The sequence below is a fragment of the Escherichia sp. WS1265 genome, from assembly GCF_046487585.1.
GTDB classification, from domain to species: Bacteria; Pseudomonadota; Gammaproteobacteria; order Enterobacterales; family Enterobacteriaceae; genus Escherichia; species Escherichia coli.
In genome coordinates, this window is record NZ_JBJQJE010000003.1 from 1 (window position 1) to 24,805 (window position 24,805).

At 48.9% G+C, this 24,805-nt stretch carries 23 protein-coding genes and 2 pseudogenes; 17 read left to right on the plus strand and 8 right to left on the minus strand.

Going from position 1 to position 24,805, the window contains the following annotated elements; all coding sequences use genetic code 11:
• Positions 1–67 precede the first annotated feature (67 nt).
• The 4 genes and pseudogenes from ACJHX3_RS03925 to ACJHX3_RS03940 form a co-directional block, all read left to right on the plus strand.
• On the plus strand, positions 68–349 hold the full coding sequence (locus tag ACJHX3_RS03925; protein ID WP_410236126.1) for a hypothetical protein: 282 nt from the start codon (positions 68–70) through the stop codon (positions 347–349).
• 9 nt (positions 350–358) lie between these two features.
• Positions 359–1,399 (plus strand): tail fiber domain-containing protein, encoded by a 1,041-nt coding sequence (locus tag ACJHX3_RS03930; RefSeq protein ID WP_024240110.1) that lies wholly within the window; start codon positions 359–361, stop codon positions 1,397–1,399.
• 42 nt (positions 1,400–1,441) lie between these two features.
• Positions 1,442–1,729, plus strand: coding sequence for a hypothetical protein (locus tag ACJHX3_RS03935; protein ID WP_094308604.1), 288 nt, complete (start codon positions 1,442–1,444; stop codon positions 1,727–1,729).
• 40 nt (positions 1,730–1,769) lie between these two features.
• Positions 1,770–1,850, plus strand: a pseudogene (locus tag ACJHX3_RS03940) (capsid protein); the annotation flags it as partial.
• On the opposite strand, the gene ACJHX3_RS03945 reads toward ACJHX3_RS03940, so the two are convergent.
• Both ACJHX3_RS03945 and ACJHX3_RS03950 read right to left on the minus strand, forming a co-directional pair.
• Entirely contained in the window at positions 1,847–2,095 is a 249-nt protein-coding gene (locus tag ACJHX3_RS03945) for a DinI-like family protein (protein ID WP_001217539.1), read from the minus strand. The pseudogene ACJHX3_RS03940 and the gene ACJHX3_RS03945 sit on opposite strands and share 4 nt — an antisense overlap.
• Positions 2,096–2,156: 61 nt before the next feature.
• The gene (locus tag ACJHX3_RS03950) at positions 2,157–3,254 is read right to left on the minus strand and encodes a tyrosine-type recombinase/integrase (RefSeq protein ID WP_000332271.1); all 1,098 of its coding nucleotides are present in this window, start codon (positions 3,252–3,254) and stop codon (positions 2,157–2,159) included.
• A gap of 88 nt (positions 3,255–3,342) precedes the next feature.
• On the opposite strand from ACJHX3_RS03950, the gene dusA reads away from it, so the two are divergent.
• Together dusA and pspG are read left to right on the plus strand one after the other, a co-directional pair.
• The gene (dusA, locus tag ACJHX3_RS03955) at positions 3,343–4,380 is read left to right on the plus strand and encodes a tRNA dihydrouridine(20/20a) synthase DusA (protein ID WP_000543828.1); all 1,038 of its coding nucleotides are present in this window, start codon (positions 3,343–3,345) and stop codon (positions 4,378–4,380) included.
• A 133-nt stretch (positions 4,381–4,513) separates the two neighbouring features.
• A complete protein-coding gene (gene pspG, locus ACJHX3_RS03960; protein WP_000891404.1) occupies positions 4,514–4,756 on the plus strand; it encodes an envelope stress response protein PspG in 243 nt (80 codons plus the stop codon).
• Positions 4,757–4,921: 165 nt separating this feature from the next.
• Here pspG and ACJHX3_RS03965 read toward each other — a convergent pair whose 3' ends face one another.
• Positions 4,922–5,905 (minus strand): quinone oxidoreductase, encoded by a 984-nt coding sequence (locus tag ACJHX3_RS03965; protein ID WP_094321808.1) that lies wholly within the window; start codon positions 5,903–5,905, stop codon positions 4,922–4,924.
• 82 nt (positions 5,906–5,987) lie between these two features.
• Here ACJHX3_RS03965 and dnaB point away from each other — a divergent pair, with 82 nt between their 5' ends.
• From dnaB to tyrB, 3 genes are all read left to right on the plus strand, one after another.
• Entirely contained in the window at positions 5,988–7,403 is a 1,416-nt protein-coding gene (dnaB, locus tag ACJHX3_RS03970) for a replicative DNA helicase (RefSeq protein WP_000918363.1), read from the plus strand.
• Positions 7,404–7,455: 52 nt separating this feature from the next.
• Entirely contained in the window at positions 7,456–8,535 is a 1,080-nt protein-coding gene (gene alr, locus ACJHX3_RS03975) for an alanine racemase (protein ID WP_001147328.1), read from the plus strand.
• Between the two features lie 252 nt (positions 8,536–8,787).
• Positions 8,788–9,981 (plus strand): aromatic amino acid transaminase, encoded by a 1,194-nt coding sequence (gene tyrB, locus ACJHX3_RS03980; protein ID WP_000486972.1) that lies wholly within the window; start codon positions 8,788–8,790, stop codon positions 9,979–9,981.
• 502 nt (positions 9,982–10,483) lie between these two features.
• On the opposite strand, the pseudogene ACJHX3_RS03985 reads toward tyrB, so the two are convergent.
• Positions 10,484–10,706 (minus strand): annotated as a pseudogene (locus ACJHX3_RS03985) (hypothetical protein).
• A 401-nt stretch (positions 10,707–11,107) separates the two neighbouring features.
• Here ACJHX3_RS03985 and aphA point away from each other — a divergent pair.
• The 3 genes from aphA to ACJHX3_RS04000 all read left to right on the plus strand — a co-directional run bounded on the left by aphA (position 11,108) and on the right by ACJHX3_RS04000 (position 12,708).
• Positions 11,108–11,821, plus strand: coding sequence for an acid phosphatase AphA (gene aphA, locus ACJHX3_RS03990; protein WP_094308601.1), 714 nt, complete (start codon positions 11,108–11,110; stop codon positions 11,819–11,821).
• 110 nt (positions 11,822–11,931) lie between these two features.
• On the plus strand, positions 11,932–12,348 hold the full coding sequence (locus ACJHX3_RS03995) for a secondary thiamine-phosphate synthase enzyme YjbQ (protein ID WP_000270370.1): 417 nt from the start codon (positions 11,932–11,934) through the stop codon (positions 12,346–12,348).
• A 3-nt stretch (positions 12,349–12,351) separates the two neighbouring features.
• Entirely contained in the window at positions 12,352–12,708 is a 357-nt protein-coding gene (locus tag ACJHX3_RS04000) for an MmcQ/YjbR family DNA-binding protein (RefSeq protein WP_000155657.1), read from the plus strand.
• Between the two features lie 34 nt (positions 12,709–12,742).
• Here ACJHX3_RS04000 and uvrA read toward each other — a convergent pair whose 3' ends face one another.
• The gene (uvrA, locus tag ACJHX3_RS04005; protein ID WP_000357763.1) at positions 12,743–15,565 is read right to left on the minus strand and encodes an excinuclease ABC subunit UvrA; all 2,823 of its coding nucleotides are present in this window, start codon (positions 15,563–15,565) and stop codon (positions 12,743–12,745) included.
• A 254-nt stretch (positions 15,566–15,819) separates the two neighbouring features.
• On the opposite strand from uvrA, the gene ssb1 reads away from it, so the two are divergent.
• Positions 15,820–16,356 (plus strand): single-stranded DNA-binding protein SSB1, encoded by a 537-nt coding sequence (ssb1, locus tag ACJHX3_RS04010; RefSeq protein WP_000168305.1) that lies wholly within the window; start codon positions 15,820–15,822, stop codon positions 16,354–16,356.
• Between the two features lie 99 nt (positions 16,357–16,455).
• Here the strand turns inward: ssb1 and ACJHX3_RS04015 are convergent, their stop codons facing one another.
• Positions 16,456–16,737, minus strand: coding sequence for a YjcB family protein (locus ACJHX3_RS04015; protein ID WP_001295689.1), 282 nt, complete (start codon positions 16,735–16,737; stop codon positions 16,456–16,458).
• A 429-nt stretch (positions 16,738–17,166) separates the two neighbouring features.
• Between ACJHX3_RS04015 and pdeC the strand changes: the two genes are divergently transcribed.
• Complete coding sequence (pdeC, locus tag ACJHX3_RS04020) at positions 17,167–18,753, plus strand: c-di-GMP phosphodiesterase PdeC (RefSeq protein ID WP_000019572.1); 1,587 nt, start codon at positions 17,167–17,169, stop codon at positions 18,751–18,753.
• 2 nt (positions 18,754–18,755) lie between these two features.
• Here pdeC and soxS read toward each other — a convergent pair whose 3' ends face one another.
• Entirely contained in the window at positions 18,756–19,079 is a 324-nt protein-coding gene (gene soxS / locus ACJHX3_RS04025; RefSeq protein WP_000019358.1) for a superoxide response transcriptional regulator SoxS, read from the minus strand.
• An 85-nt stretch (positions 19,080–19,164) separates the two neighbouring features.
• Here soxS and soxR point away from each other — a divergent pair, with 85 nt between their 5' ends.
• The 3 genes from soxR to ACJHX3_RS04040 all read left to right on the plus strand — a co-directional run bounded on the left by soxR (position 19,165) and on the right by ACJHX3_RS04040 (position 23,324).
• Positions 19,165–19,629, plus strand: coding sequence for a redox-sensitive transcriptional activator SoxR (gene soxR, locus ACJHX3_RS04030; protein WP_000412424.1), 465 nt, complete (start codon positions 19,165–19,167; stop codon positions 19,627–19,629).
• A 545-nt stretch (positions 19,630–20,174) separates the two neighbouring features.
• Positions 20,175–21,524 (plus strand): guanine/hypoxanthine transporter GhxP, encoded by a 1,350-nt coding sequence (gene ghxP, locus ACJHX3_RS04035; protein ID WP_000106871.1) that lies wholly within the window; start codon positions 20,175–20,177, stop codon positions 21,522–21,524.
• A 150-nt stretch (positions 21,525–21,674) separates the two neighbouring features.
• On the plus strand, positions 21,675–23,324 hold the full coding sequence (locus ACJHX3_RS04040) for a Na+/H+ antiporter (RefSeq protein WP_000402207.1): 1,650 nt from the start codon (positions 21,675–21,677) through the stop codon (positions 23,322–23,324).
• Between the two features lie 153 nt (positions 23,325–23,477).
• Here the strand turns inward: ACJHX3_RS04040 and ACJHX3_RS04045 are convergent, their stop codons facing one another.
• Positions 23,478–24,770: a pentapeptide repeat-containing protein gene (locus tag ACJHX3_RS04045; RefSeq protein ID WP_094308600.1), complete on the minus strand. Its 1,293-nt coding sequence runs from the start codon at positions 24,768–24,770 to the stop codon at positions 23,478–23,480.
• Positions 24,771–24,805 lie beyond the last annotated feature (35 nt).

The window sequence follows — 24,805 nt, forward strand, 5'->3', positions numbered from 1 at the left end:
GGCACGTCCGAAATTTGCGTATCTGGCACAGGGAATTAACAGCAGCGCAGCAGGGAGAAAAAATATAATGCGAGACTTAACCCTCAAATTTGCCGACAGGGCCGACTTTTCAGCCTTTATGGAGAGTACTGGCTATTATGATGACGAGTCGATGCAGGATGATATTCTTATTGACGTGATAGGTAACGTGTACAAAGAAACCGGAGAACTGAATGAAGATGGCGAACCGGTATGTGTTAAGGAAGACGGATATTTTGTAAACGTGCGCATCATTAATGATGTGAAAACACCGTCAATATTCGATGAATACGTGGTTGCTGTTGAGCATCAACTTCGTGGCTGGATGTGAGGAAGAATAATGGCTACATCGACAGTAATTCCTGATGACATCAAAACGCTAAAATCCGATGTTAGCAAATTAAAAAACGATCAAGGAAGCTACGCAACAAAATCATATGTAGACAGCAAAGATGAAACCGTTGGTGACTGGTCTGCTTCATGGTATCAGCAGGTATTGCCAACTAGCGGAGCTATATTTGGGAGAAAACTCCGCTCAACTCACAGGACGGCAGGTGTTGAGGATGCATATTGCGAACTATACCTCAAAAAATGGATAGACAGTCCAGGTAACGCAATGGCGCGCCTTAACCTGAACGATAACGGGACAAACATTTGCTGGGACTTTACCAACCTTTATGGCGGTACGATGATTTTTCCCGGTGACAGCGGATACCTCAAAATGGGTAACTGCCTTATGTCATACAGCAAGCGTGGAAGTAACGCGCTTATTAAATTTGATTACACCGACACATTACAGATCAAATATGCCAATCATGGGTCAACCATGACATTAAACACACAGGGAACCGCTTATGCTGGTGTTACTGCTCAATTGTGGGGCAACTCCAGCCGTCCTGTTGTTTATGAAGTCGGTGTTGATGGTGGCGCTTATATGTTCTATGCGCAGAAAACTACCAGCAATACCTACGAATTAACGGTTAACGGCGCGTGCAATGCAAGTGCATTTAATCAAGGCTCTGACCGGGATCTGAAAGACAACATTCAGGTGATCGATAATGCAACTGACCGCATCCGTAAAATGAACGGCTATACATACACGCTTAAAGAAAACGGTATGCCTTACGCTGGTGTTATTGCACAAGAAGCCCTGGAAGCCATCCCCGAAGTCGTAGGGTCTATGATGAAATATCCAGACGGTGGGAGTGGATTAGATGGAGAAGAAGGTGAACGGTATTACACTGTAGATTATTCTGGTGTTACTGGCTTGCTTGTTCAGGTAGCCAGAGAGTCAGACGACAGGATAACAGCACTGGAAGAAGAAAACGCAGAATTAAGACAAAGATTATCTGCAATTGAGGCGGCGCTTGCGTCTAAATAATATTAAGGGGACGAGCGCCCCGTTATATTGGGTAGGATGAAAATGGATATAACACCTTTCCTTCATGCTCTTTGTGCTGTGGCTGCGCAGCTACTGATTGGTTTTTTTACCGGGAACTGGGCTTACGGAGCGATAGCCGGTTGTACGTTCTTCATTGCGCGTGAACACACCCAGGCAGAATATCGCTGGATTGAAATGTTCGGGCATGGCAAGCGTATGAATATGCCGTGGTGGGGCGGTTTTGATCCGCGCGCGTGGGATGTGGCAAGCCTGATGGATTTTGCTGTGCCGGTGGTGCCGTGTCTGCTGATCTGGATGTTGATCCGTTAAATATAAAAAGTAAAAAGCCGCAGTAACTTGTCATGATAGGATACTGCGGCTGGCTGGTTAACTTTCGATAGTGCGAGTATTGAATGATTTCCAGCCGTTACTGATTTTACGTGCTAATTAGTGAACAAACCACTCGTCAGCAGACTCCCAGGTATCTTTCAGAGTTTCCTGAACAAAAGTTTTAGCTGAATCTTTATCGGCGGTGCGCGTAACAGAAAGGCCATCGTTGCTGGTGGCTTTTACGATCACCTCTACATCGTCATAACGTTTACTGATGCGTCGGGTTAATTCTTCCTTTAACGCATCCACAGCACCGTTTGGCATTTTAGTCATTTTTTCTTTGGCTATGCAGATCTCAATACGCATAAAAGTCCCTCTATACTGTGTTTGTATACAGTGTTATTTTTAACTGTATGGATAAACAGTGTCAAGAGGTCTTATTTCTGCTCCTTTGGAGCTCTTCAAAACGATTATGTAAAGATTTCGGATACAGTTCGGTATATACCTGCCATAGCACGTTTAATGAACGATGCCCTGTAACCTGAGCGACTTCCTCAATACTAAAACCAGCCTCAAATAAGCGACTTGCCCCTTCTCTACGCAAATCATGGTATCGCAGATCTTTAATACCTAATTTGCTTCTTACCCTCTGAAATCCTGCAGTAACAGAAGTGCTGTTATATGGAAAAATGAATTCCGATTTTTTGGGCTGTCGTTGGACGATATCCCAGGCTTCCCCAAGCAAGGCTACTTTCATGTGGTTGCCTTCCTTTTTGCGTGGATCTTTCCTGTCTCTTACGAGTATAGATTTTTGTTCCTGGTCGAGATCTTCCCATCGTAACCGGCATACTTCTCCGATCCGCATACAGGACCACACAGAAAATTTGAGGATATCAACGAACGGAATTTTTGAGCATTTATGAGTAGATCGTTGTTGAAGGCCTTCAATGAGCATGTCCAGTTCATCAGATGCTGGTCTACGATTACGACGGTTTGATTTACCAATCAAACCAAGTTTAAGTAGATATGGGCGAGCGCTTTTCGCCGGGTTTGATGTGTAATTAATTCCGTATACAGGTTTGGCCGCATCCAGAACACTGCCAAGATAACTAACATCGTGGCTGACTGTTGCTGGACCTGCACCAGCGTTGTTTCTTAGCCTGCAATGTTCAATTACGTCATTTTCTGTCAGTTCAGATAGTTTGATCGCGGAGATGTCACTATCCATAAGCAGTTCCAGCACATATCTTTTAGTACGGCCTGCTTTACCTCCGGCATTTGGGTCATTTAAATATTTGTGTAGTAAGTCACGGACTGTAAGTCCGTCAACTGCATTTGATGATGGAATGCCATATAGATCTAATTCCATCACTTTCTGTGTTCCCCATGTTTTGGCATGAGCATGTTTAGGGAATGTTTTGCTTTCCCTGTAAGTGATAACACCTTTTTCTTTGATAATCACATTACAGCGATAGCGTGGTGTGCCATCGGATTTTAGTCGTTTCTCTATGTTATAGTACGCCATTACACGACCTCGTTATTTCGGGTTCCCATAAAACGTGGGAACCTGTGCGGGAACCTAACGCGAGAAAAATAGCCTGAAATGTTCAAAAATGCACGATAATCATGAAACACAAAAAATTAATCAAACCAGCGTGATGCCTGAAAAAACTGGTGTTTACTGGAATTCTCGGTTTAGCATTGCTCCAATGCTCGACTGGACGGACAGACATTGCCGCTATTTCTTGCGTCTGCTTTCCCGCAATACGTTGCTGTATACCGAAATGGTGACCACAGGGGCGATTATTCACGGTAAAGGTGATTATCTGGCGTACAGTGAAGAAGAACATCCGGTAGCGTTGCAACTCGGCGGTAGCGATCCGGCGGCGCTGGCGCAGTGTGCGAAGCTGGCAGAAGCGCGCGGATATGATGAGATCAACCTGAATGTCGGCTGCCCGTCTGACCGGGTGCAGAACGGCATGTTTGGGGCGTGTCTGATGGGTAATGCGCAGCTGGTTGCCGACTGCGTGAAAGCGATGCGCGATGTGGTGTCGATTCCGGTGACGGTGAAAACGCGTATTGGAATCGATGACCAGGACAGCTATGAATTTCTCTGCGATTTCATCAACACCGTTTCCGGCAAAGGCGAGTGTGAGATGTTCATCATCCACGCACGTAAAGCCTGGCTTTCTGGGTTAAGCCCGAAAGAAAACCGTGAAATCCCGCCGCTCGATTATCCGCGTGTGTATCAACTGAAGCGTGACTTTCCGCATCTGACGATGTCGATTAACGGTGGCATCAAGTCGCTGGAAGAGGCTAAAGCGCATTTGCAACATATGGATGGCGTGATGGTCGGGCGCGAAGCGTATCAGAATCCAGGCATTCTGGCGGCGGTAGACCGAGAGATCTTTGGTTCTTCGGATACCGATGCCGATCCGGTGGCGGTGGTGCGTGCCATGTATCCGTACATTGAGCGTGAACTCAGCCAGGGGACGTATCTCGGCCATATTACCCGGCATATGCTGGGCTTGTTCCAGGGTATTCCTGGCGCGCGGCAGTGGCGGCGTTATTTAAGTGAAAATGCCCATAAAGCGGGTGCTGACATTAACGTGCTGGAACACGCGCTCAAACTGGTGGCAGATAAGCGTTAACTTTTCACCAAAAAGTAGTCAAATTCACCACGCCCTGCGCACCGTCGCGGGGCGTTTTGCTGTTAAATCAATAGATTATTTTTGGCATGATTCTTGTAATGCCAGCAAGAGATTTCATATTTGGGAGAGCATCATGCTGGAACTACTTTTTGTGATTGGCTTTTTTGTCATGCTGATGGTCACCGGCGTTTCGTTGCTGGGTATTATCGCTGCGCTGGTTGTGGCGACGGCCATTATGTTCCTCGGCGGTATGCTGGCATTGATGATTAAGTTGCTGCCGTGGTTACTACTGGCGATTGCGGTGGTGTGGGTTATTAAGGCGATTAAAGCACCAAAAGTGCCTAAATATCAGCGTTATGACCGCTGGCGTTACTAAGGGATTGTGCGGATGATCACAACCTAAGGTTTTATCCTTAGAACAAAATAGGAATTGATAATCAAATCTGTCACTATTGCGCCTCTAACAGATTCATCGTGCTGTACCCTACATACAGCCGAACTATAAAAAGAAAGGGCTTCCCAGGTGGAAGCCCTATTTCTTTTATGGAATCAACAGGCTGGAACCTTGCGTCGCCCGGCTTTCCAGAATCTCATGCGCACGCTGCGCATCCTTCAGCGGATATTTCTGCTGCTCGGCGACATCGACCTTAATCACACCGCTGGCAATCAAAGAGAACAGTTCATTACTGGCCTCGGTTAATTCCTCCCGCGTGGTGATATAGCCTTGCAGGGAAGGGCGTGTCACATACAACGAGCCTTTCTGATTGAGAATGCCTAAGTTCACACCGGTAACCGCACCTGATGAGTTGCCAAAACTCACCATTAAGCCGCGGCGTTGCAGGCAATCCAGCGACCGTTCCCAGGTGTCTCTGCCCACGGAATCGTACACTACGCGCACTTTCTTACCGCCGGTGATCTCTTTCAATCGCTCGACCAGATTCTCTTCACGATAGTTAATAACCTGCCACGCGCCGGCTTTTAGCGCGCTCTGCGCTTTTTGCGCGGTTCCTACGGTGCCGATAAGTTTCGCGCCCAGAGCTTTTGCCCACTGGCAGGCAATCAAGCCAACGCCGCCAGCCGCTGCGTGGAACAGGAACTGCTCATCAGGTTTAATTTCATAGATTTTGCGCAGCAGATAATAAACCGTTAAGCCTTTCAGGAAGGATGCCGCCGCTTGCTCAAAAGAAATTGCCGCAGGCAGAATCGCCGCTTTATCCGCATTAATGTTATGCACCGAGCTGTAAGCGCCTAACGCCGACTGCGCATAGACTACACGATCGCCTGCCTTAATATGCTTTACACCACTGCCGACTTTACTCACGATGCCTGCCGCTTCGGTACCTAATCCGCTGGGTAGCGATGGCGGTGGGTAAAGGCCGCTGCGGATATACGTGTCGATAAAATTGATGCCGATGGCTTTATTTTCGACCTGGATTTCATTCTCCGCCGGATCGGCAGGAGTGAACTCTACGGCTTGAAGTACTTCCGGGCCACCGTGCTTGTGAAATTCAATTCGTGTTGCCATGTGTCCTCCAGAACGTATCGTCAGGGTCTGCTTCATATGGTAAAGTTTCGACCCATTCTTTATCTCGGTAACTCCATTCACTATGGCAGGAAATAAACCCTTCAACAAACAGCAGGCTGAACCCCGCGAACGCGATCCACAAGTTGCCGGGCTGAAAGTGCCTCCGCACTCGATCGAAGCGGAGCAGTCGGTGTTGGGCGGTTTAATGCTGGATAACGAACGCTGGGACGATGTAGCCGAGCGTGTGGTGGCAGACGATTTTTACACCCGCCCACACCGTCATATCTTTACTGAAATGGCGCGTTTGCAGGAAAGTGGTAGTCCTATCGATCTGATTACCCTTGCGGAATCGCTGGAACGCCAGGGGCAACTCGATAGCGTCGGTGGTTTCGCTTATCTGGCGGAGCTGTCAAAAAATACGCCAAGTGCGGCGAACATCAGTGCTTATGCGGACATCGTGCGTGAACGTGCCGTTGTTCGCGAGATGATTTCGGTTGCGAATGAGATTGCCGAAGCCGGTTTTGATCCGCAGGGGCGCACCAGCGAAGATCTGCTGGACCTGGCTGAATCCCGCGTCTTTAAAATTGCCGAAAGTCGTGCAAACAAAGACGAAGGGCCGAAGAACATCGCTGATGTGCTCGACGCCACGGTGGCGCGTATTGAGCAGTTGTTTCAGCAGCCACACGATGGCGTTACCGGGGTAAACACCGGTTATGACGATCTCAACAAAAAAACCGCTGGCTTGCAGCCGTCGGATTTGATCATCGTCGCCGCGCGTCCGTCGATGGGTAAAACGACATTTGCGATGAACCTCGTCGAAAACGCGGCGATGTTGCAGGATAAACCGGTACTTATCTTCTCGCTGGAGATGCCATCAGAACAGATTATGATGCGTTCTCTGGCGTCGCTGTCGCGCGTTGACCAGACTAAAATCCGTACCGGGCAGCTCGATGATGAAGACTGGGCGCGCATTTCCGGCACCATGGGTATTTTGCTCGAAAAACGTAATATCTATATCGATGACTCCTCCGGCCTGACGCCAACGGAAGTGCGTTCCCGCGCGCGCCGTATTGCCCGTGAACACGGCGGCATCGGGCTTATCATGATCGACTACCTGCAACTGATGCGCGTACCGGCGCTTTCCGATAACCGTACGCTGGAAATTGCAGAAATCTCCCGCTCGCTGAAAGCACTGGCGAAAGAACTGAACGTGCCGGTGGTGGCGCTGTCCCAGTTGAACCGTTCTCTGGAACAACGTGCCGACAAACGCCCGGTCAACTCCGACCTGCGTGAATCTGGCTCTATCGAGCAGGATGCGGACTTGATCATGTTTATCTATCGTGATGAGGTGTATCACGAAAACAGTGATTTAAAAGGCATCGCGGAAATTATTATCGGTAAACAACGTAACGGCCCAATCGGGACGGTACGCCTGACCTTTAACGGTCAATGGTCGCGCTTCGACAACTATGCGGGGCCGCAGTACGACGACGAATAATAATTATTTTATGAATTAGGTAATTAAAGCAAACACTTATCAAGGAACACAAATGCAAGCGGCAACTGTTGTGATTAACCGCCGCGCTCTGCGACACAACCTGCAACGTCTTCGTGAACTGGCACCTGCCAGTAAAATGGTTGCGGTGGTGAAAGCGAACGCTTATGGTCACGGTCTTCTTGAGACCGCGCGAACGCTCCCCGATGCTGACGCCTTTGGCGTAGCCCGTCTCGAAGAAGCTCTGCGACTGCGTGCGGGGGGAATCACCAAACCTGTACTGTTACTCGAAGGCTTTTTTGATGCCAGAGATCTGCCGACGATTTCTGCGCAACATTTTCATACCGCCGTGCATAACGAAGAACAGCTGGCTGCGCTGGAAGAGGCTAGCCTGGACGAGCCGGTTACCGTCTGGATGAAACTCGATACCGGTATGCACCGTCTGGGCGTAAGGCCGGAACAGGCTGAGGCGTTTTATCATCGCCTGACCCAGTGCAAAAACGTTCGTCAGCCGGTGAATATCGTCAGCCATTTTGCGCGCGCGGATGAACCAAAATGCGGCGCAACCGAGAAACAACTCGCTATCTTTAATACCTTTTGCGAAGGCAAACCTGGTCAACGTTCCATTGCCGCATCGGGTGGCATTTTACTCTGGCCACAGTCGCATTTTGACTGGGTGCGCCCGGGTATTATTCTTTACGGTGTATCTCCGCTGGAAGATCGCTCCACCGGTGCCGATTTTGGCTGTCAGCCAGTGATGTCACTAACCTCCAGCCTGATTGCCGTGCGTGAGCATAAAGCCGGAGAGCCTGTTGGTTATGGTGGAACCTGGGTAAGCGAACGTGATACTCGTCTTGGCGTAGTCGCGATGGGTTATGGCGATGGTTATCCGCGCGCCGCGCCGTCCGGTACGCCAGTGCTGGTGAACGGTCGCGAAGTCCCGATTGTCGGGCGCGTGGCGATGGATATGATCTGCGTAGACTTAGGTCCACAGGCGCAGGATAAAGCCGGGGACCCGGTCATTTTGTGGGGCGAAGGTTTGCCCGTAGAACGTATCGCTGAAATGACAAAAGTGAGCGCTTACGAACTTATTACGCGCCTGACTTCAAGGGTCGCGATGAAATACGTGGATTAATCGTTCTGTAATATTTGATTGTCTGTGCCGGATGCGGCGTGAATGCCTTATCCGGCCAATAAAATCCTACCAATTCAATAAGTTGATGTTCTTTCATGTTCTTATAAAGGTCGTGCCTCTGGCGAATGTACGTTTGTCATGAGTCTCACTCTGTTGCTAATTACCGTTCGCTCCTGAACATCCACTCGATCTTCGCCTTCTTCCGGTTTATTGTGTCTTAACCACCTGCCCGTAAACCTGGAGAACCATCGCGTGTTTCAAAAAGTTGACGCCTACGCTGGCGACCCGATTCTTACGCTTATGGAGCGTTTCAAAGAAGACCCTCGCAGCGACAAAGTGAATTTAAGTATCGGTCTGTACTACAACGAAGACGGAATTATTCCCCAACTGAAAGCCGTGGCGGAAGCGGAAGCGCGCCTGAATGCACAGCCTCATGGTGCTTCGCTTTATTTACCGATGGAAGGGCTTAATAGCTATCGCCATGCCATTGCGCCGCTGCTGTTTGGTGCGGACCATCCGGTACTGCAACAACAGCGCGTAGCAACCATTCAAACCCTTGGCGGCTCAGGGGCATTGAAAGTGGGCGCAGATTTCCTGAAACGCTACTTCCCGGAATCAGGCGTCTGGGTCAGCGATCCTACCTGGGAAAACCACGTAGCAATATTCGCCGGGGCTGGATTCGAAGTGAGTACTTACCCCTGGTATGACGAAGCGACTAACGGCGTGCGCTTTAATGACCTGTTGGCGACGCTAAAAACATTACCTGCCCGCAGTATTGTGTTGCTGCACCCATGTTGCCACAACCCAACGGGTGCCGATCTCACTAATGACCAGTGGGATGCGGTGATTCAAATTCTCAAAGCCCGCGAGCTTATCCCATTTCTTGATATTGCCTATCAAGGATTTGGTGCCGGTATGGAAGAGGATGCCTACGCCATTCGCGCCATTGCCAGCGCTGGATTACCCGCTCTGGTGAGCAATTCGTTCTCGAAAATTTTCTCCCTTTACGGCGAGCGCGTCGGCGGACTTTCTGTGCTGTGTGAAGATGCCGAAGCCGCAGGCCGCGTACTGGGGCAATTGAAAGCAACAGTTCGCCGCAACTACTCCAGCCCGCCGAATTTTGGTGCGCAGGTGGTGGCTGCGGTGCTGAATGACGAGGCATTGAAAGCCAGCTGGCTGGCGGAAGTAGAAGAGATGCGTACTCGCATTCTGGCGATGCGTCAGGAACTGGTGAAGGTATTGAGCACAGAAATGCCAGAACGCAATTTCGATTATCTGCTTAATCAGCGCGGTATGTTCAGTTATACCGGTTTAAGTGCCGCTCAGGTTGACCAACTACGTGAAGAATTTGGTGTCTATCTCATCGCCAGCGGTCGCATGTGTGTCGCCGGGTTAAATACGGCAAATGTACAATGTGTGGCAAAGGCGTTTGCTGCGGTGATGTAATGCAGGAAAGCAGGCTGGAGTTACCCAGCCTGCAGTGAAATTAAACTGTTGTCGCTTTCACTCTTGCTTTATAGATGATTTTTTTGATGCCATCGTTCTACGTGAGAGGTAATAAAACGTTGTTAGTTCTAACTTGTTAAGTTTATCCCAATGTTCTGGAGTGCTTTTCCCTGTTTTACCGTGTGGAATAATAATTTTTGCACATCTAACCATTATTAAATTTAATAATAAGTATCGGGTTTGTTACGATAGGATTTTTCTATATCCTCAAGAATATGCTTTGCCTTATTGCCTGTGACTATCTGAGATTCAATTATAGTATCGTTAAATTCTAAAGTTAAAGAGAACTCTTTTTTTCCGCTTTGTGTAAGTTTAACCTTATATTGATTACCAATATCAAATAAAAAGGTCCTGTAATGAGAATAATCACCTTTAACCTCCTCGGCAAAACAGCAAAGCGTGCAAATATACATACAATCTTTCTTACCCCTGATTTTGTTAACTAAATCAATAAATGCGTGAAAAACTGTACTTGCAATAGAACTTGATACTTCTTCTCCAGGTCTACAAAAATCTTTTGCAATTTTTAACTGTGTTTCTATATATAAAAAGAGATCTTTGGCATAAGAGAAATCTTTGGCATAAGAGATATCTTTGTTATTTAGTGTATCTAGCTCTACAGGTAAAGATGTCGTTTTGTTGCTATTCACATTTGATATATTCATATCATCATCTCCTTCGGGAGTAATAAAATTAGTCACCATTGTAGGGTAGGGGGCTGGTCAATCAGAAATCATCTTTATAAACTTCGATTGTTTTTGTAATGCTGTATCATTAAGTTTATTAAATCGTACAGCAGATAAATGTTCTATCAAATTTCGCTCATTTGCAGAGGATTCATCATAATAAACGCAAAATTAATGTATTCTTACATCGCGTAATAAACATTTTTTTTACAAAAAACGACAGGAACGTATTTACTGGGTTAAATATAATCATCCTGCTTTTCATCACAAAAACCGCAGATAATCCTTCCTTTCCCCGGCTGCTGGCGTTATGGTCAGATGGTTTTTGCAACAAATCTCACAATAAAAAGTTTCAACATACTGACTATTTAGGGAAAAATATGCGCAAGATCACACAGGCAATCAGTGCCGTTTGCTTATTGTTCGCTCTAAACAGTTCCGCTGTTGCCCTGGCCTCATCTCCTTCACCGCTTAACCCTGGTACTAACGTTGCCAGGCTTGCTGAACAGGCACCAATTCATTGGGTTTCGGTCGCACAAATTGAAAATAGCCTCGCAGGGCGTCCGCCAATGGCGGTGGGGTTTGATATCGATGACACGGTACTTTTTTCCAGTCCGGGCTTCTGGCGCGGCAAAAAAACCTTCTCGCCAGAAAGCGAAGATTATCTGAAAAATCCTGTGTTCTGGGAAAAAATGCACAATGGCTGGGATGAATTCAGCATTCCAAAAGAGGTCGCTCGCCAGCTGATTGATATGCATGTACGCCGCGGTGACGCGATCTTCTTTGTGACTGGTCGTAGCCCGACGAAAACAGAAACGGTTTCAAAAACGCTGGCGGATAATTTTCATATTCCTGCCACCAACATGAATCCGGTGATCTTTGCGGGCGATAAACCAGGGCAAAATACAAAATCGCAATGGCTGCAGGATAAAAATATCCGAATTTTTTATGGCGATTCCGATAACGATATTACCGCCGCACGCGATGTCGGCGCTCGTGGTATCCGCATTCTGCGCGCCTCCAACTCTACCTACAAACCCTTGCCACAAGCGGGTGCGTTTGGTGAAGAGGTGATCATCAATTCAGAATACTGACAGAGCGGGAGAGCGTGACACTCTCCCGAATGCTGTTTTTTTAATCACACCTTTATCCTTTCGCTGTCTTGCTGCAAACTGATTAAGAGAGTTTTATCAAGGAGCAGCACATGTGGTATCAAAAGACGCTCACGCTTAGCGCCAAATCTCGTGGGTTTCATCTGGTAACGGATGAAATTTTGAATCAGCTGGCTGATATGCCGCGCGTTAACATCGGTTTACTGCATCTGTTGCTGCAACATACCTCCGCCTCTCTGACACTTAATGAGAACTGCGATCCCACCGTACGCCACGACATGGAGCGTTTTTTCCTCCGCACCGTTCCCGATAACGGAAATTATGAGCATGACTATGAGGGAGCAGACGATATGCCTTCTCATATCAAATCCTCAATACTGGGAACATCGCTTGTATTGCCGGTGCATAAAGGGCGTATTCAGACCGGCACCTGGCAAGGCATCTGGCTGGGGGAACATCGCATCCACGGCGGATCGCGTCGCATCATCGCGACACTACAAGGGGAGTAAAAAATGACCATTTCGGAGTTGCTACAATATTGCATGGCAAAACCAGGCGCAGAACAGAGCGTGCATAACGACTGGAAAGCGACGCAGATCAAAGTGGAAGATGTACTGTTTGCGATGGTGAAAGAAGTAGAAAATCGCCCAGCTGTTTCGCTGAAAACCAGCCCGGAGCTGGCAGAGTTGTTACGTCAGCAGCACAGTGATGTGCGTCCGAGCCGCCATCTGAACAAAGCGCACTGGAGCACTGTTTATCTCGACGGTTCGCTGCCGGATTCGCAAATCTATTATCTGGTGGATGCGTCTTATCAGCAGGCGGTGAATTTGCTGCCGGAAGAAAAACGTAAATTGCTGGTGCAACTCTGAAAGGAAAAGGCCGCTCAGAAAGCGGCCTTAACGATTACAGCATCGGCTTGAGGAAGCGCGCCGTATGCGAAGCTTCGCACTCCGCGACGGTTTCTGGCGTACCGGAGACGAGGATTTCGCCGCCGCCACTGCCGCCTTCTGGTCCCAGGTCGACAATCCAGTCAGCGGTTTTGATCACGTCGAGATTGTGCTCAATCACCACAATGGTGTTGCCCTGATCGCGCAGTTTATGCAGTACGTCGAGCAGTTGCTGAATATCGGCGAAGTGCAGACCGGTGGTCGGCTCATCAAGAATATACAGCGTCTGCCCGGTGCCGCGTTTTGACAGCTCACGCGCCAGCTTCACGCGCTGGGCTTCACCACCAGAAAGTGTGGTTGCGGACTGCCCGAGGCGAATGTACGTCAGACCAACGTCCATCAACGTTTGCAGCTTACGCGCCAGTGCAGGTACGGCATCAAAGAACTCACGCGCCTCTTCGATGGTCATATCCAGCACTTCGTGGATGGTTTTGCCTTTGTACTTAATCTCCAGCGTTTCACGGTTATAGCGTTTGCCTTTGCACTGGTCGCACGGTACGTAGATATCCGGCAGGAAGTGCATCTCCACTTTGATCACGCCGTCGCCCTGACAGGCCTCGCAGCGTCCGCCACGGACGTTAAAGCTGAAACGTCCTGGCGTATAGCCGCGCGCACGGGATTCCGGTACGCCCGCAAACAGTTCGCGCACAGGTGTAAACACGCCGGTATAGGTCGCCGGGTTAGAACGCGGAGTACGACCAATTGGGCTTTGGTCGATATCGATCACTTTATCGAAATGCTCCAGCCCCTGAATATCGCGATACGGTGCCGGTTCGGCGATGGTCGCCCCATTCAACTGGCGTTGGGCAATCGGGAACAGTGTGTCGTTAATCAGTGTCGATTTACCGGAACCTGAAACCCCTGTGATGCAGGTAAACAGACCGACTGGCAGCGTCAGCGTCACGTCTTTCAGGTTATTACCGCGTGCGCCTGTCAGCTTCAGCACTTTTTCCGGATTCGCCGGAACGCGTTTCTTCGGCACTTCAATCTTGCGTTTACCGCTCATGTACTGCCCGGTCAACGACTCCGGCACCGCCATAATCGCTTCCAGTGGACCTTCCGCGACCACTTCACCGCCGTGAACACCCGCACCAGGACCAATGTCGATCACATGGTCAGCGGCGCGAATCGCGTCTTCGTCGTGCTCCACCACAATCACGGTATTACCGAGATCGCGCAGATGGATAAGCGTACCCAACAGGCGCTCGTTATCGCGCTGGTGCAGGCCGATAGACGGCTCATCGAGCACGTACATAACGCCAACCAGGCCCGCACCAATCTGGCTCGCCAGACGGATACGCTGGGCTTCACCGCCAGAAAGCGTTTCTGCCGAGCGGGAAAGTGTCAGGTAATTCAGGCCGACGTTAACGAGGAATTTCAGGCGATCGCCGATCTCTTTAAGGATTTTTTCCGCAATCTTCGCCCGCTGACCTGCGAGTTTGAGATTGTTGAAGAATTCCATCGCATGACCGATGCTCATGTCGGAGATAGCAGGCAGCGGCGTATTCTCGACATACACATGGCGCGCTTCCCGACGCAGACGCGTCCCTTCGCAGCTGGCGCACGGGCGATTGCTGATAAACTTGGCTAATTCTTCGCGTACCGCACTGGATTCTGTCTCTTTATAACGGCGCTCCATATTGTGCAGCACGCCTTCGAACGGATGACGACGAATGGAGGTATCGCCACGATCGTTCATGTATTTGAATTCAATGTTTTCTTTGCCAGAACCGTACAACACCACTTTATGCACGTTCGCGCTCAGGCTGCCCCACGGCGCTTCGACGTCGAACTTATAGTGATCTGCCAGCGATTTCAGCATCTGGAAGTAATAGAAGTTGCGGCGATCCCAGCCTCGAATCGCACCGCCAGCCAGCGACAGTTCCGGATTCTGGATCACGCGGTCAGGATCGAAATATTGCTGCACGCCAAGGCCGTCACAGGTTGGGCAGGCCCCCGCCGGGTTGTTAAACGAAAACAGGCGCGGTTCCAGCTCGCGCATACTGTAGCCGCAAATTGGGCAGGCGAAGTTGGCGGAGAACAGCAGCTCTTCCGCTTTCGGGTCGTCCATATCCGCAACTACCGCGGTACCACCGGAAAGCTCCAGCGCGGTTTCAAACGACTCGGCAAGACGTTGGGTAAGATCGTCACGCACCTTGAAGCGATCAACCACCACTTCAATGGTATGTTTCTTTTGCAGTTCCAGTTTCGGCGGATCGGAAAGATCGCAGACTTCGCCATCAATACGAGCACGGATGTAACCCTGACTTGCCAGGTTCTCCAGCGTTTTGGTGTGTTCGCCTTTGCGCTCTTTAATGATTGGCGCGAGTAGCATCAGACGCTTGCCTTCCGGCTGCGACAACACGTTATCCACCATCTGGCTGACGGTTTGTGCCGCCAGCGGAACATCGTGGTCCGGGCAGCGCGGCTCACCAACGCGAGCGTACAGCAGACGCAAATAGTCGTGGATTTCGGTGATTGTCCCCACCGTAGAACGCGGGTTATGAGACGTCGATTTCTGCTCAATCGAGATGGCAGGAGAAAGCCCCTCAATATGGTCGACGTCCGGCTTTTCCATCAGTGACAGAAACTGCCGCGCGTAGGCGGAAAGGGATTCAACGTAACGGCGCTGCCCTTCGGCATATAAGGTGTCGAAAGCGAGCGAGGATTTGCCAGAACCCGAAAGCCCGGTCACGACAATAAGCTTGTCGCGGGGGATAACGAGGTTGATGTTTTTGAGATTATGGGTGCGGGCGCCCCGAACTTCGATCTTATCCATTCACCTTTCCCGGATTAAACGCTTTTTTGCCCGGTGGCATGGTGCTACCGGCGATCACAAACGGTTAATTATGACACAAATTGACCTGAATGAATATACAGTATTGGAATGCAATACCCGGAGTGTTGTGTAACAATGTCTGGCCAGGTTTGTTTCCCGGAACCGAGGTCACAACATAGTAAAAGCGCTATTGGTAATGGTACAATCGCGCGTTTACACTTATTCAGAACGATTTTTTTTCAGGAGACACGAACATGGCCAGCAGAGGCGTAAACAAGGTTATTCTCGTTGGTAATCTGGGTCAGGACCCGGAAGTACGCTACATGCCAAATGGTGGCGCAGTTGCCAACATTACGCTGGCTACTTCCGAATCCTGGCGTGATAAAGCGACCGGCGAGATGAAAGAGCAGACTGAATGGCACCGCGTTGTGCTGTTCGGCAAACTGGCAGAAGTGGCCAGCGAATATCTGCGTAAAGGTTCTCAGGTTTATATCGAAGGTCAGCTGCGTACCCGCAAATGGACCGATCAATCCGGTCAGGATCGCTACACCACAGAAGTCGTGGTGAACGTTGGCGGCACCATGCAGATGCTGGGTGGTCGTCAGGGTGGTGGCGCTCCTGCAGGTGGCAATATCGGTGGTGGTCAGCCGCAGGGCGGTTGGGGTCAGCCTCAGCAGCCGCAGGGCGGCAATCAGTTCAGCGGCGGCGCGCAGTCTCGCCCGCAGCAGTCCGCTCCGGCAGCACCGTCTAACGAGCCGCCGATGGATTTTGATGACGATATTCCGTTCTGATTTGTCATTAAAACAATAGGTTATATTGTTTTAAGGTGGATGATTAAAGCATCTGCCAGCCATAAAAAAAGAAGCCTCCGTTATGGAGGCTTCTACATATCAAGTTAAAATCATTGGCCATTGTGGCGGTGTCTGATTCATCTCTTCAATCATCACCGACTCGATGTTGTGCCAGATGGCGGTGATATCCGCCATTGTGATGCCAAGCAACCCCATTGCGAACCAGCAGGCAGAAACCACGCCCAGACCGCTGCTGATCACTGCAAGCCCGACATAATCAGACCGACGAAAACGGATGTTGAGCGTGCTGGCCAGAAACATCATTACGGCACTAAGAAGTTGCCAGCGAAGTAGAACCACGCCAGTGGTGAGGGTAGCCATCAAACAATTCCTCTGAAAAGAGCCGATGCCCTGGACAGCGCGGCGTTGTTCACGGGAGGCGTGGTACACTCTGGCTATCGCGGGGCTTGCAGGACACAAAAATGAAACACTCTGTTTGTTTCATTAATTTTGTGAACTATATCACAATTGATTGTTTGTTAGCCAGATTAGGCCGTGACTTTTATTGCTGTACAGATTATGTGGTTTTTCAGTGGCATTAAGGGTATATCTTCCCGCCGCCTCCGCATTTCTTTAGGAAATTAATTTTGAATATCAATGAATTACTTTTATTCAGGTGACGATTAAAAAGGTATCAATTTCAAATCAGGCAAAAGTGCTATTTATACCGTAAGATTTATCTAAAGACGTCGATAACCAGGGTTCTCGCCTTGCAATGACCGGGTATAAACAGGCAGGAAATTGATAGCAATGAGTCATCGTGCACGACACCAATTACTGGCGTTGCCGGGCATTATCTTTTTAGTTCTCTTTCCCATCATTCTGTCGCTATGGATTGCCTTCCTTTGGGCAAAATCAGAAGTGAATAGTCAGCTCCAAACTTTTGCTCAGCTGGCGCTGGATAAATCCGAGCTGGTCATTCGCCAGGCAGATTTAGTGAGCGATGCAGCAGAACGCTATCAGGGGCAAGTTTGCACTCCAGCCCATCAAAAGCGAATGTTGAATATTATTCGTGGCTATCTTTATATTAATGAATTGATCTATGCCCGTGATAACCATTTTTTATGCTCATCGCTGATAGCGCCTGTAAACGGCTATACGATTGCACCGGCCGATTATAAACGTGAACCTAACGTTTCTATCTATTATTACCGCGATACGCCTTTTTTCTCTGGCTATAAAATGACCTATATGCAGCGGGGAAATTATGTGGCGGTCATCAACCCTCTCTTCTGGAGTGAAGTGATGTCTGATGATCCGACATTGCAATGGGGTGTGTATGATACGGTGACGAAAACCTTTTTCTCGTTAAGCAACGAGGCCTCGGCAGCAACGTTTTCTCCGCTGATTCATTTGAATGATTTAACCGTACAAAGAAATGGCTATTTATATGCGACAGTTTATTCGACAAAACGCCCAATTGCAGCCATTGTTGCGACTTCATATCAACGTCTTATAGCACATTTTTATAATCATCTTATTTTTGCATTACCCGCCGGTATTTTGGGGAGTCTTGTTCTGTTATTACTCTGGCTACGTATTCGACAAAACTATTTGTCTCCCAAACGCAAATTGCAACGCGCCCTCGAAAAACATCAACTTTGCCTTTATTACCAGCCAATAATCGATATCAAAACAGAAAAATGTATCGGAGCTGAAGCATTGTTACGTTGGCCTGGTGAGCAGGGGCAAGTAATGAATCCGGCAGAGTTTATTCCGCTGGCAGAAAAGGAGGGGATGATCGAACAGATAACTGATTATGTTATTGATAATGTCTTCCGCGATCTGGGCGTGTACCTGGCAACACATGTCGATCGCTATGTTTCTATTAACCTGTCGGCCTCCGATTTTCATACGTCACGGTTGATAGCGCGAACCAACCAGAAAACAGAGCAATATGCGGTGCGTCCGCAGCAAATTAAATTTGAAGTGACTGAACATGCATTTCTTGATGTCGACAAAATGACGCCGATTATTCTGGCTTTCCGCCAGGCTGGTTACGAAGTGGCAATTGATGATTTTGGTATTGGCTACTCTAACTTGCATAACCTTAAATCATTGAATGTCGATATTTTGAAAATCGATAAATCGTTTGTTGAGACGCTGACCACCCATAAAACCAGTCATTTGATTGCGGAACATATCATCGAGCTGGCGCACAGCCTGGGATTAAAAACGATCGCTGAAGGCGTCGAAACTGAGGAACAGGTTAACTGGCTGCGCAAACGCGGCGTGCGCTATTGCCAGGGATGGTTCTTTGCGAAGGCGATGCCGCCGCAGGTGTTTATGCAATGGATGGAGCAATTACCCGCGCGGGAGTTAACGCGCGGGCAATAAAACTACAGGCGGTGGCGATAATCGCTGGGAGTGCGATCAAACTGCCGACGGAAAACGCGGGAGAAGGTCTGCTGCGAGACATAACCCAGGTCCATTGCGATATCAAAAATCGGACGCTCGGTGGTGCGCAACTCAACGGCGGCCAGTAACAGGCGGCGTTGGCGAATGTAATCACCAAGTGTCTGATGCGTCACCGTGCGGAACATCCGCTGTAAGTACCACTTTGAATAGCCTGATTTTTTTGCGACGACATCAATGTTAAGCGGCTGGTCAATATGCTCGTCAATCCATGCGATAAGATCCTGAATAATTTTCTGATGGGACATAAATCTGCCTCTTTTCAGTGTTCAGTTCGTTAATTCATCTGTTGGGGAGTATAATTCCTCAAGTTAACTTGAGGTAAAGCGATTTATGGAAAAGAAATTACCCCGCATTAAAGCGCTGCTAACCCCCGGCGAAGTGGCAAAACGCAGCGGTGTGGCGGTATCGGCGCTGCATTTCTATGAAAGCAAAGGGTTGATTAGCAGTATCCGTAATAGTGGCAATCAGCGGCGATATAAACGTGATGTGTTGCGATATGTCGCAATCATCAAAATTGCTCAGCGTATTGGCATTCCGCTGGCGACCATTCGTGAAGCATTTGGCGTGTTGCCCGAAGGGCATACATTAAGTGCGAAAGAGTGGAAACAGCTTTCGTCCCAATGGCGAGAAGAGTTGGATCGGCGCATTCATACCTTAGTGGCGCTGCGTGACGAACTGGACGGATGTATTGGTTGTGGCTGCCTTTCGCGCAGTGATTGCCCATTGCGTAACCCGGGCGACCGCTTAGGAGAAGAAGGTACCGGCGCACGCTTACTGGAAGATGAACAAAACTAAAGCGCCACAAGGGCGCTTTAGTTTGTTTTCCGGTCTTTGTCTTTCTCTCTATCCCGCTGGTACACAGGAGGGTTTCCCCCGACGTCAACACACCTCATTCGAGCACGTGGTGGAGGTTCCGGTTGGTGTTGATGCTTTAATTGTATGTCACCGGCGTTTCTTCGCCAGTGTAAAAGTACACTTTTTAGCCGCAATATTTTTGTCATCTCAGACGATTTTTTATCGCAATCCTGAACGGTATGCGGCTCGATAACGCTGCAATCTTGCGCATCGACGATAACGTTTGCGCATCAATTGCCTGGTTTTTCATCGTCAAGACAATAAAAGAGAAAAAAGCAGCAAACTTCGGTTGAAAAAGCCGCTATGATCGCCGGATAATCGTTTGCTTTTTTTACCACCCGTTTTGTATGCGCGGAGCTAAACGTTTGCTTTTTTGCGACGCACCAATTTGTCGCAAACCTGGAGCAGGAAGATAACGTTTCGCTGGCAGGGGATTGTCCGCCACGCATCTTGACGAAAATTAAACTCTCAGGGGATGTTTTCTTATGTCTACGCCATCAGCGCGTACCGGCGGTTCACTCGACGCCTGGTTTAAAATTTCACAACGTGGAAGCACTGTCCGTCAGGAAGTGGTTGCCGGGTTAACAACGTTTCTGGCGATGGTCTACTCGGTTATCGTCGTTCCAGGCATGTTGGGTAAAGCGGGCTTCCCGCCTGCGGCAGTTTTCGTTGCGACCTGTCTGGTTGCCGGACTCGGTTCTATCGTGATGGGTCTGTGGGCTAATCTGCCGTTGGCGATTGGTTGCGCCATCTCCCTGACGGCGTTTACCGCATTCAGTCTGGTGCTGGGGCAACATATTAGCGTACCTGTCGCGCTGGGTGCCGTGTTCCTGATGGGTGTGCTGTTTACGATAATTTCTGCCACGGGTATCCGTAGCTGGATTTTGCGCAACTTGCCGCACGGTGTGGCGCACGGCACGGGGATCGGTATCGGTCTGTTCCTGCTGCTCATTGCCGCTAATGGTGTCGGTCTGGTGATTAAAAACCCGCTTGATGGTCTGCCCGTTGCGCTGGGTGATTTCGCGACCTTCCCGGTGATTATGTCACTGGTAGGTCTGGCGGTGATCATCGGCCTGGAAAAACTGAAAGTCCCTGGTGGCATTCTGCTGACCATTATCGGTATCTCAATTGTCGGTTTGATCTTCGATCCTAACGTCCATTTCTCCGGCGTTTTCGCCATGCCTTCATTGAGCGATGAAAACGGCAATTCACTGATTGGCAGCCTGGATATTATGGGCGCGCTGAATCCTGTAGTCCTGCCAAGCGTTCTGGCGCTGGTGATGACGGCAGTATTTGATGCCACCGGAACTATCCGTGCCGTCGCCGGCCAGGCGAACCTGCTGGATAAAGACGGGCAGATCATCGACGGCGGGAAAGCACTGACCACTGACTCCATGAGCAGCGTTTTCTCTGGCCTGGTGGGGGCAGCTCCGGCAGCGGTATACATTGAGTCTGCGGCGGGTACGGCGGCGGGCGGTAAAACCGGTTTGACGGCTATCACCGTTGGCGTGCTGTTCCTGCTGATTCTGTTCCTCTCTCCGCTCTCTTACCTCGTTCCTGGGTACGCAACGGCTCCAGCGCTGATGTACGTTGGCCTGCTGATGCTGAGCAACGTGGCGAAAATCGACTTTGCTGATTTTGTTGATGCGATGGCGGGTCTGGTTACGGCGGTATTCATCGTGCTGACCTGTAACATCGTAACAGGCATCATGATCGGCTTCGCGACTCTGGTGATTGGTCGTCTGGTTTCCGGCGAATGGCGCAAGTTGAACATCGGTACGGTCGTTATCGCCGTGGCGCTGGTGACCTTCTATGCGGGTGGCTGGGCTATCTAATCTTTCATATGATTCTGAAAACGGGTGGCAATGGCTGCCCGTTTTTATTTTCTCCGCACATTGTGTGAGCTTTTGCGATATTCTGAAAAAATGAGAATTCAGGCATAACGTCTTTCTCAGATCATAAAAAACATCGCAAACAGGGAACGCATGGAAATCTTCTTCACCATACTGATAATGACCCTCGTGGTCTCGCTGTCCGGGGTGGTCACTCGTGTCATGCCCTTTCAGATCCCGCTTCCGCTTATGCAAATCGCCATCGGTGCGCTACTGGCGTGGCCGACGTTTGGTTTGCATGTGGAGTTTGATCCTGAACTCTTTTTAGTCTTGTTTATCCCGCCGTTGCTGTTCGCTGATGGCTGGAAAACGCCGACCCGTGAATTTCTCGAACATGGTCGAGAGATTTTCGGCCTCGCGCTGGCGCTGGTGGTGGTCACCGTGGTCGGCATTGGCTTCCTTATTTACTGGGTGGTGCCGGGCATTCCGCTGATCCCCGCCTTTGCGCTGGCGGCGGTGCTTTCTCCGACCGATGCTGTGGCGCTCTCCGGGATTGTTGGCGAAGGGCGCATCCCGAAAAAAATCATGGGCATTTTGCAGGGCGAAGCGTTGATGAATGACGCCTCCGGCCTGGTGTCGTTGAAGTTTGCCGTAGCAGTGGCGATGGGGACGATGATCTTCACCGTCGGCGGTGCGACGGTCGAATTTATGAAAGTGGCCATTGGCGGTATTCTCGCCGGTTTTGTAGTGAGCTGGCTGTATGGTCGCTCGCTGCGATTCCTCAGCCGCTGGGGCGGTGATGAACCCGCGACGCAGATTGTTCTACTGTTCTTGCTGCCATTCGCTTCTTATCTGATTGCCGAACATATTGGCGTTTCCGGCATCCTCGCTGCGGTTGCCGCCGGGATGACCATCACCCGCTCCGGTGTGATGCGCCGTGCGCCGCTGGCAATGCGCCTGCGCGCAAACAGTACCTGGGCGATGCTGGAATTTGTCTTTAACGGCATGGTATTCCTGCTGTTAGGTCTGCAGCTGCCGGGTATTCTGGAGACGTCGCTGATGGCGGCAGAAATCGACCCTAACGTCGAAATCTGGATGCTGTTTACCGATATCATTCTGATTTATGCGGCGCTGATGCTGGTCCGTTTCGGCTGGCTGTGGACGATGAAAAAGTTCAGCAACCGCTTCCTGAAGAAGAAGCCGATGGAGTTTGGTTCGTGGACCACACGAGAAATCCTGATCGCGTCTTTCGCCGGGGTGCGTGGGGCGATCACTCTGGCCGGTGTGCTCTCTATCCCGCTGCTCTTGCCGGATGGTAACGTCTTCCCGGCGCGCTATGAGCTGGTATTCCTGGCGGCTGGTGTCATTCTCTTCTCGCTGTTTGTCGGCGTGGTGATGTTGCCTATTCTGCTACAACACATTGAAGTCGCGGACCATTCGCAACAATTGAAAGAGGAACGTATTGCGCGAGCGGCAACGGCAGAAGTGGCGATTGTGGCGATCCAGAAAATGGAGGAGCGTCTGGCGGCGGATACCGAAGAGAATATCGATAACCAGCTGCTTACGGAGGTCAGTTCTCGCGTCATTGGTAACCTGCGTCGTCGCGCCGATGGACGTAACGACGTTGAAAGTTCCGTGCAGGAAGAGAACCTTGAGCGTCGCTTCCGTCTGGCGGCATTGCGTTCTGAACGTGCTGAACTGTACCACCTGCGCGCCACGCGGGAGATCAGCAACGAAACGCTGCAAAAATTACTGCACGATCTCGATTTGCTTGAAGCGTTGTTGATTGAGGAAAATCAGTAAGCCGAAAGCGACGTAACCAGGCCCGAGGTAATTTGAAAAAGGTGCAATCTTTTGCACCTTTAACAGGTTAGCTCGGGCTAACATACATGATTCTAAAACAAATAAGTTATCTCTCTTTTAAAGTCAATTCATTGGCTGTTCTTCGGCTTAACCTCAATCTGCATCTCGCATAATATCTGCAGTAATCTTCATAGCGACTGCATGAATATTATCCTCAGTTTGTGACATGCCAGTATGAGAGGTACAATCTTCTTCAAAGAATTTCTGTAGTGTTATCAGAGTATCACTATTAATGGGGATATTTTCCTCCCCTCGGAGAATGGAAATGCCCATTCCCTGCACGCTAGCCTCATCGAAATTAACCCGATAGAGACGGGTATTAAACATCCAGGCTTTTGTTAAAATAGAACAGTTGAAATGGCAGTTGCTTAAATTGGCATTATTAAAATTAACATTAGCCATATTAGATCCGGTACATATAACCATTTCGAGGAATGTATTTGTCAGCCGCGTAAAAAAGAGTTTGCTATCAATTAAGTTTATATTCTGGAGGATTGCTTTGTTCAGATTGACGCGAGACAGATCAGCATGGTCAAAGTTAATTAAATCGAGTTTAGAGAAACTAAGGTCGGCTTTAAATAAATTAACATATGGCGCTATTACTTTATAAAGATTTGCCTCAGCCATGTACGCCATATAAAAATTTGAATAATCAAGGAAGGTATTTTTAATATTGGCTCTATTCATTGCTGCATTGTAGAATTGAACATGCATAGCGGAGCATGCATTTAGAGTTCCGTCAGCCATTTTTATCTGAGCGAAATTTGAGTCATCGAGAATACAATTATCAAAAAGTATTTTTTCCATTATGGCGCAATAAAAATTCGTTTTATACATATTACAGTCCTGGAAAATAGCGTTTTGTAGTCTGCAACCTGCAAAATTCGAATTGGATAAATCTTCATCTTTAATCACGATGCCTTTCAGGCTAAGGTGTGAAAAATCGTAACCACCATTTACTGTCTGTGGGATTTCGATAGTATTATTATGGACGGTGACATTATTTATAAAATATACTACCTTAATGGACACTTCCTTATCTTTATTAAGGTAAACTCTTCTCGTAATTCTATCGTCACATTTATTATTTGCATGTGAAGCTATATCTATAAAATGTTTATGTATTTTCCTGTCCGTTTCTTTCGTGATTTTTCCTGATGGTAAACTATCATAAAATCTTTTCATTTTCTGAATCAAGCCTATCACTTTTTCATGATCATCTATTTTGAAAAGAGAGAGGGCTTTATTGTCAATTAACGTGTTTTTATGATGTTTTCTGTAATTATCTGATTTTGTTTTCTTTGTATGTGATGGACTTGTGACAGAGTGGTTATCGTTAATCTGGCAAAGAGGAAAAAACATATTATTTAAACCATTATAGCGCATAAAATATCCTTATAATTAACAAGAAAGAAAAGGCA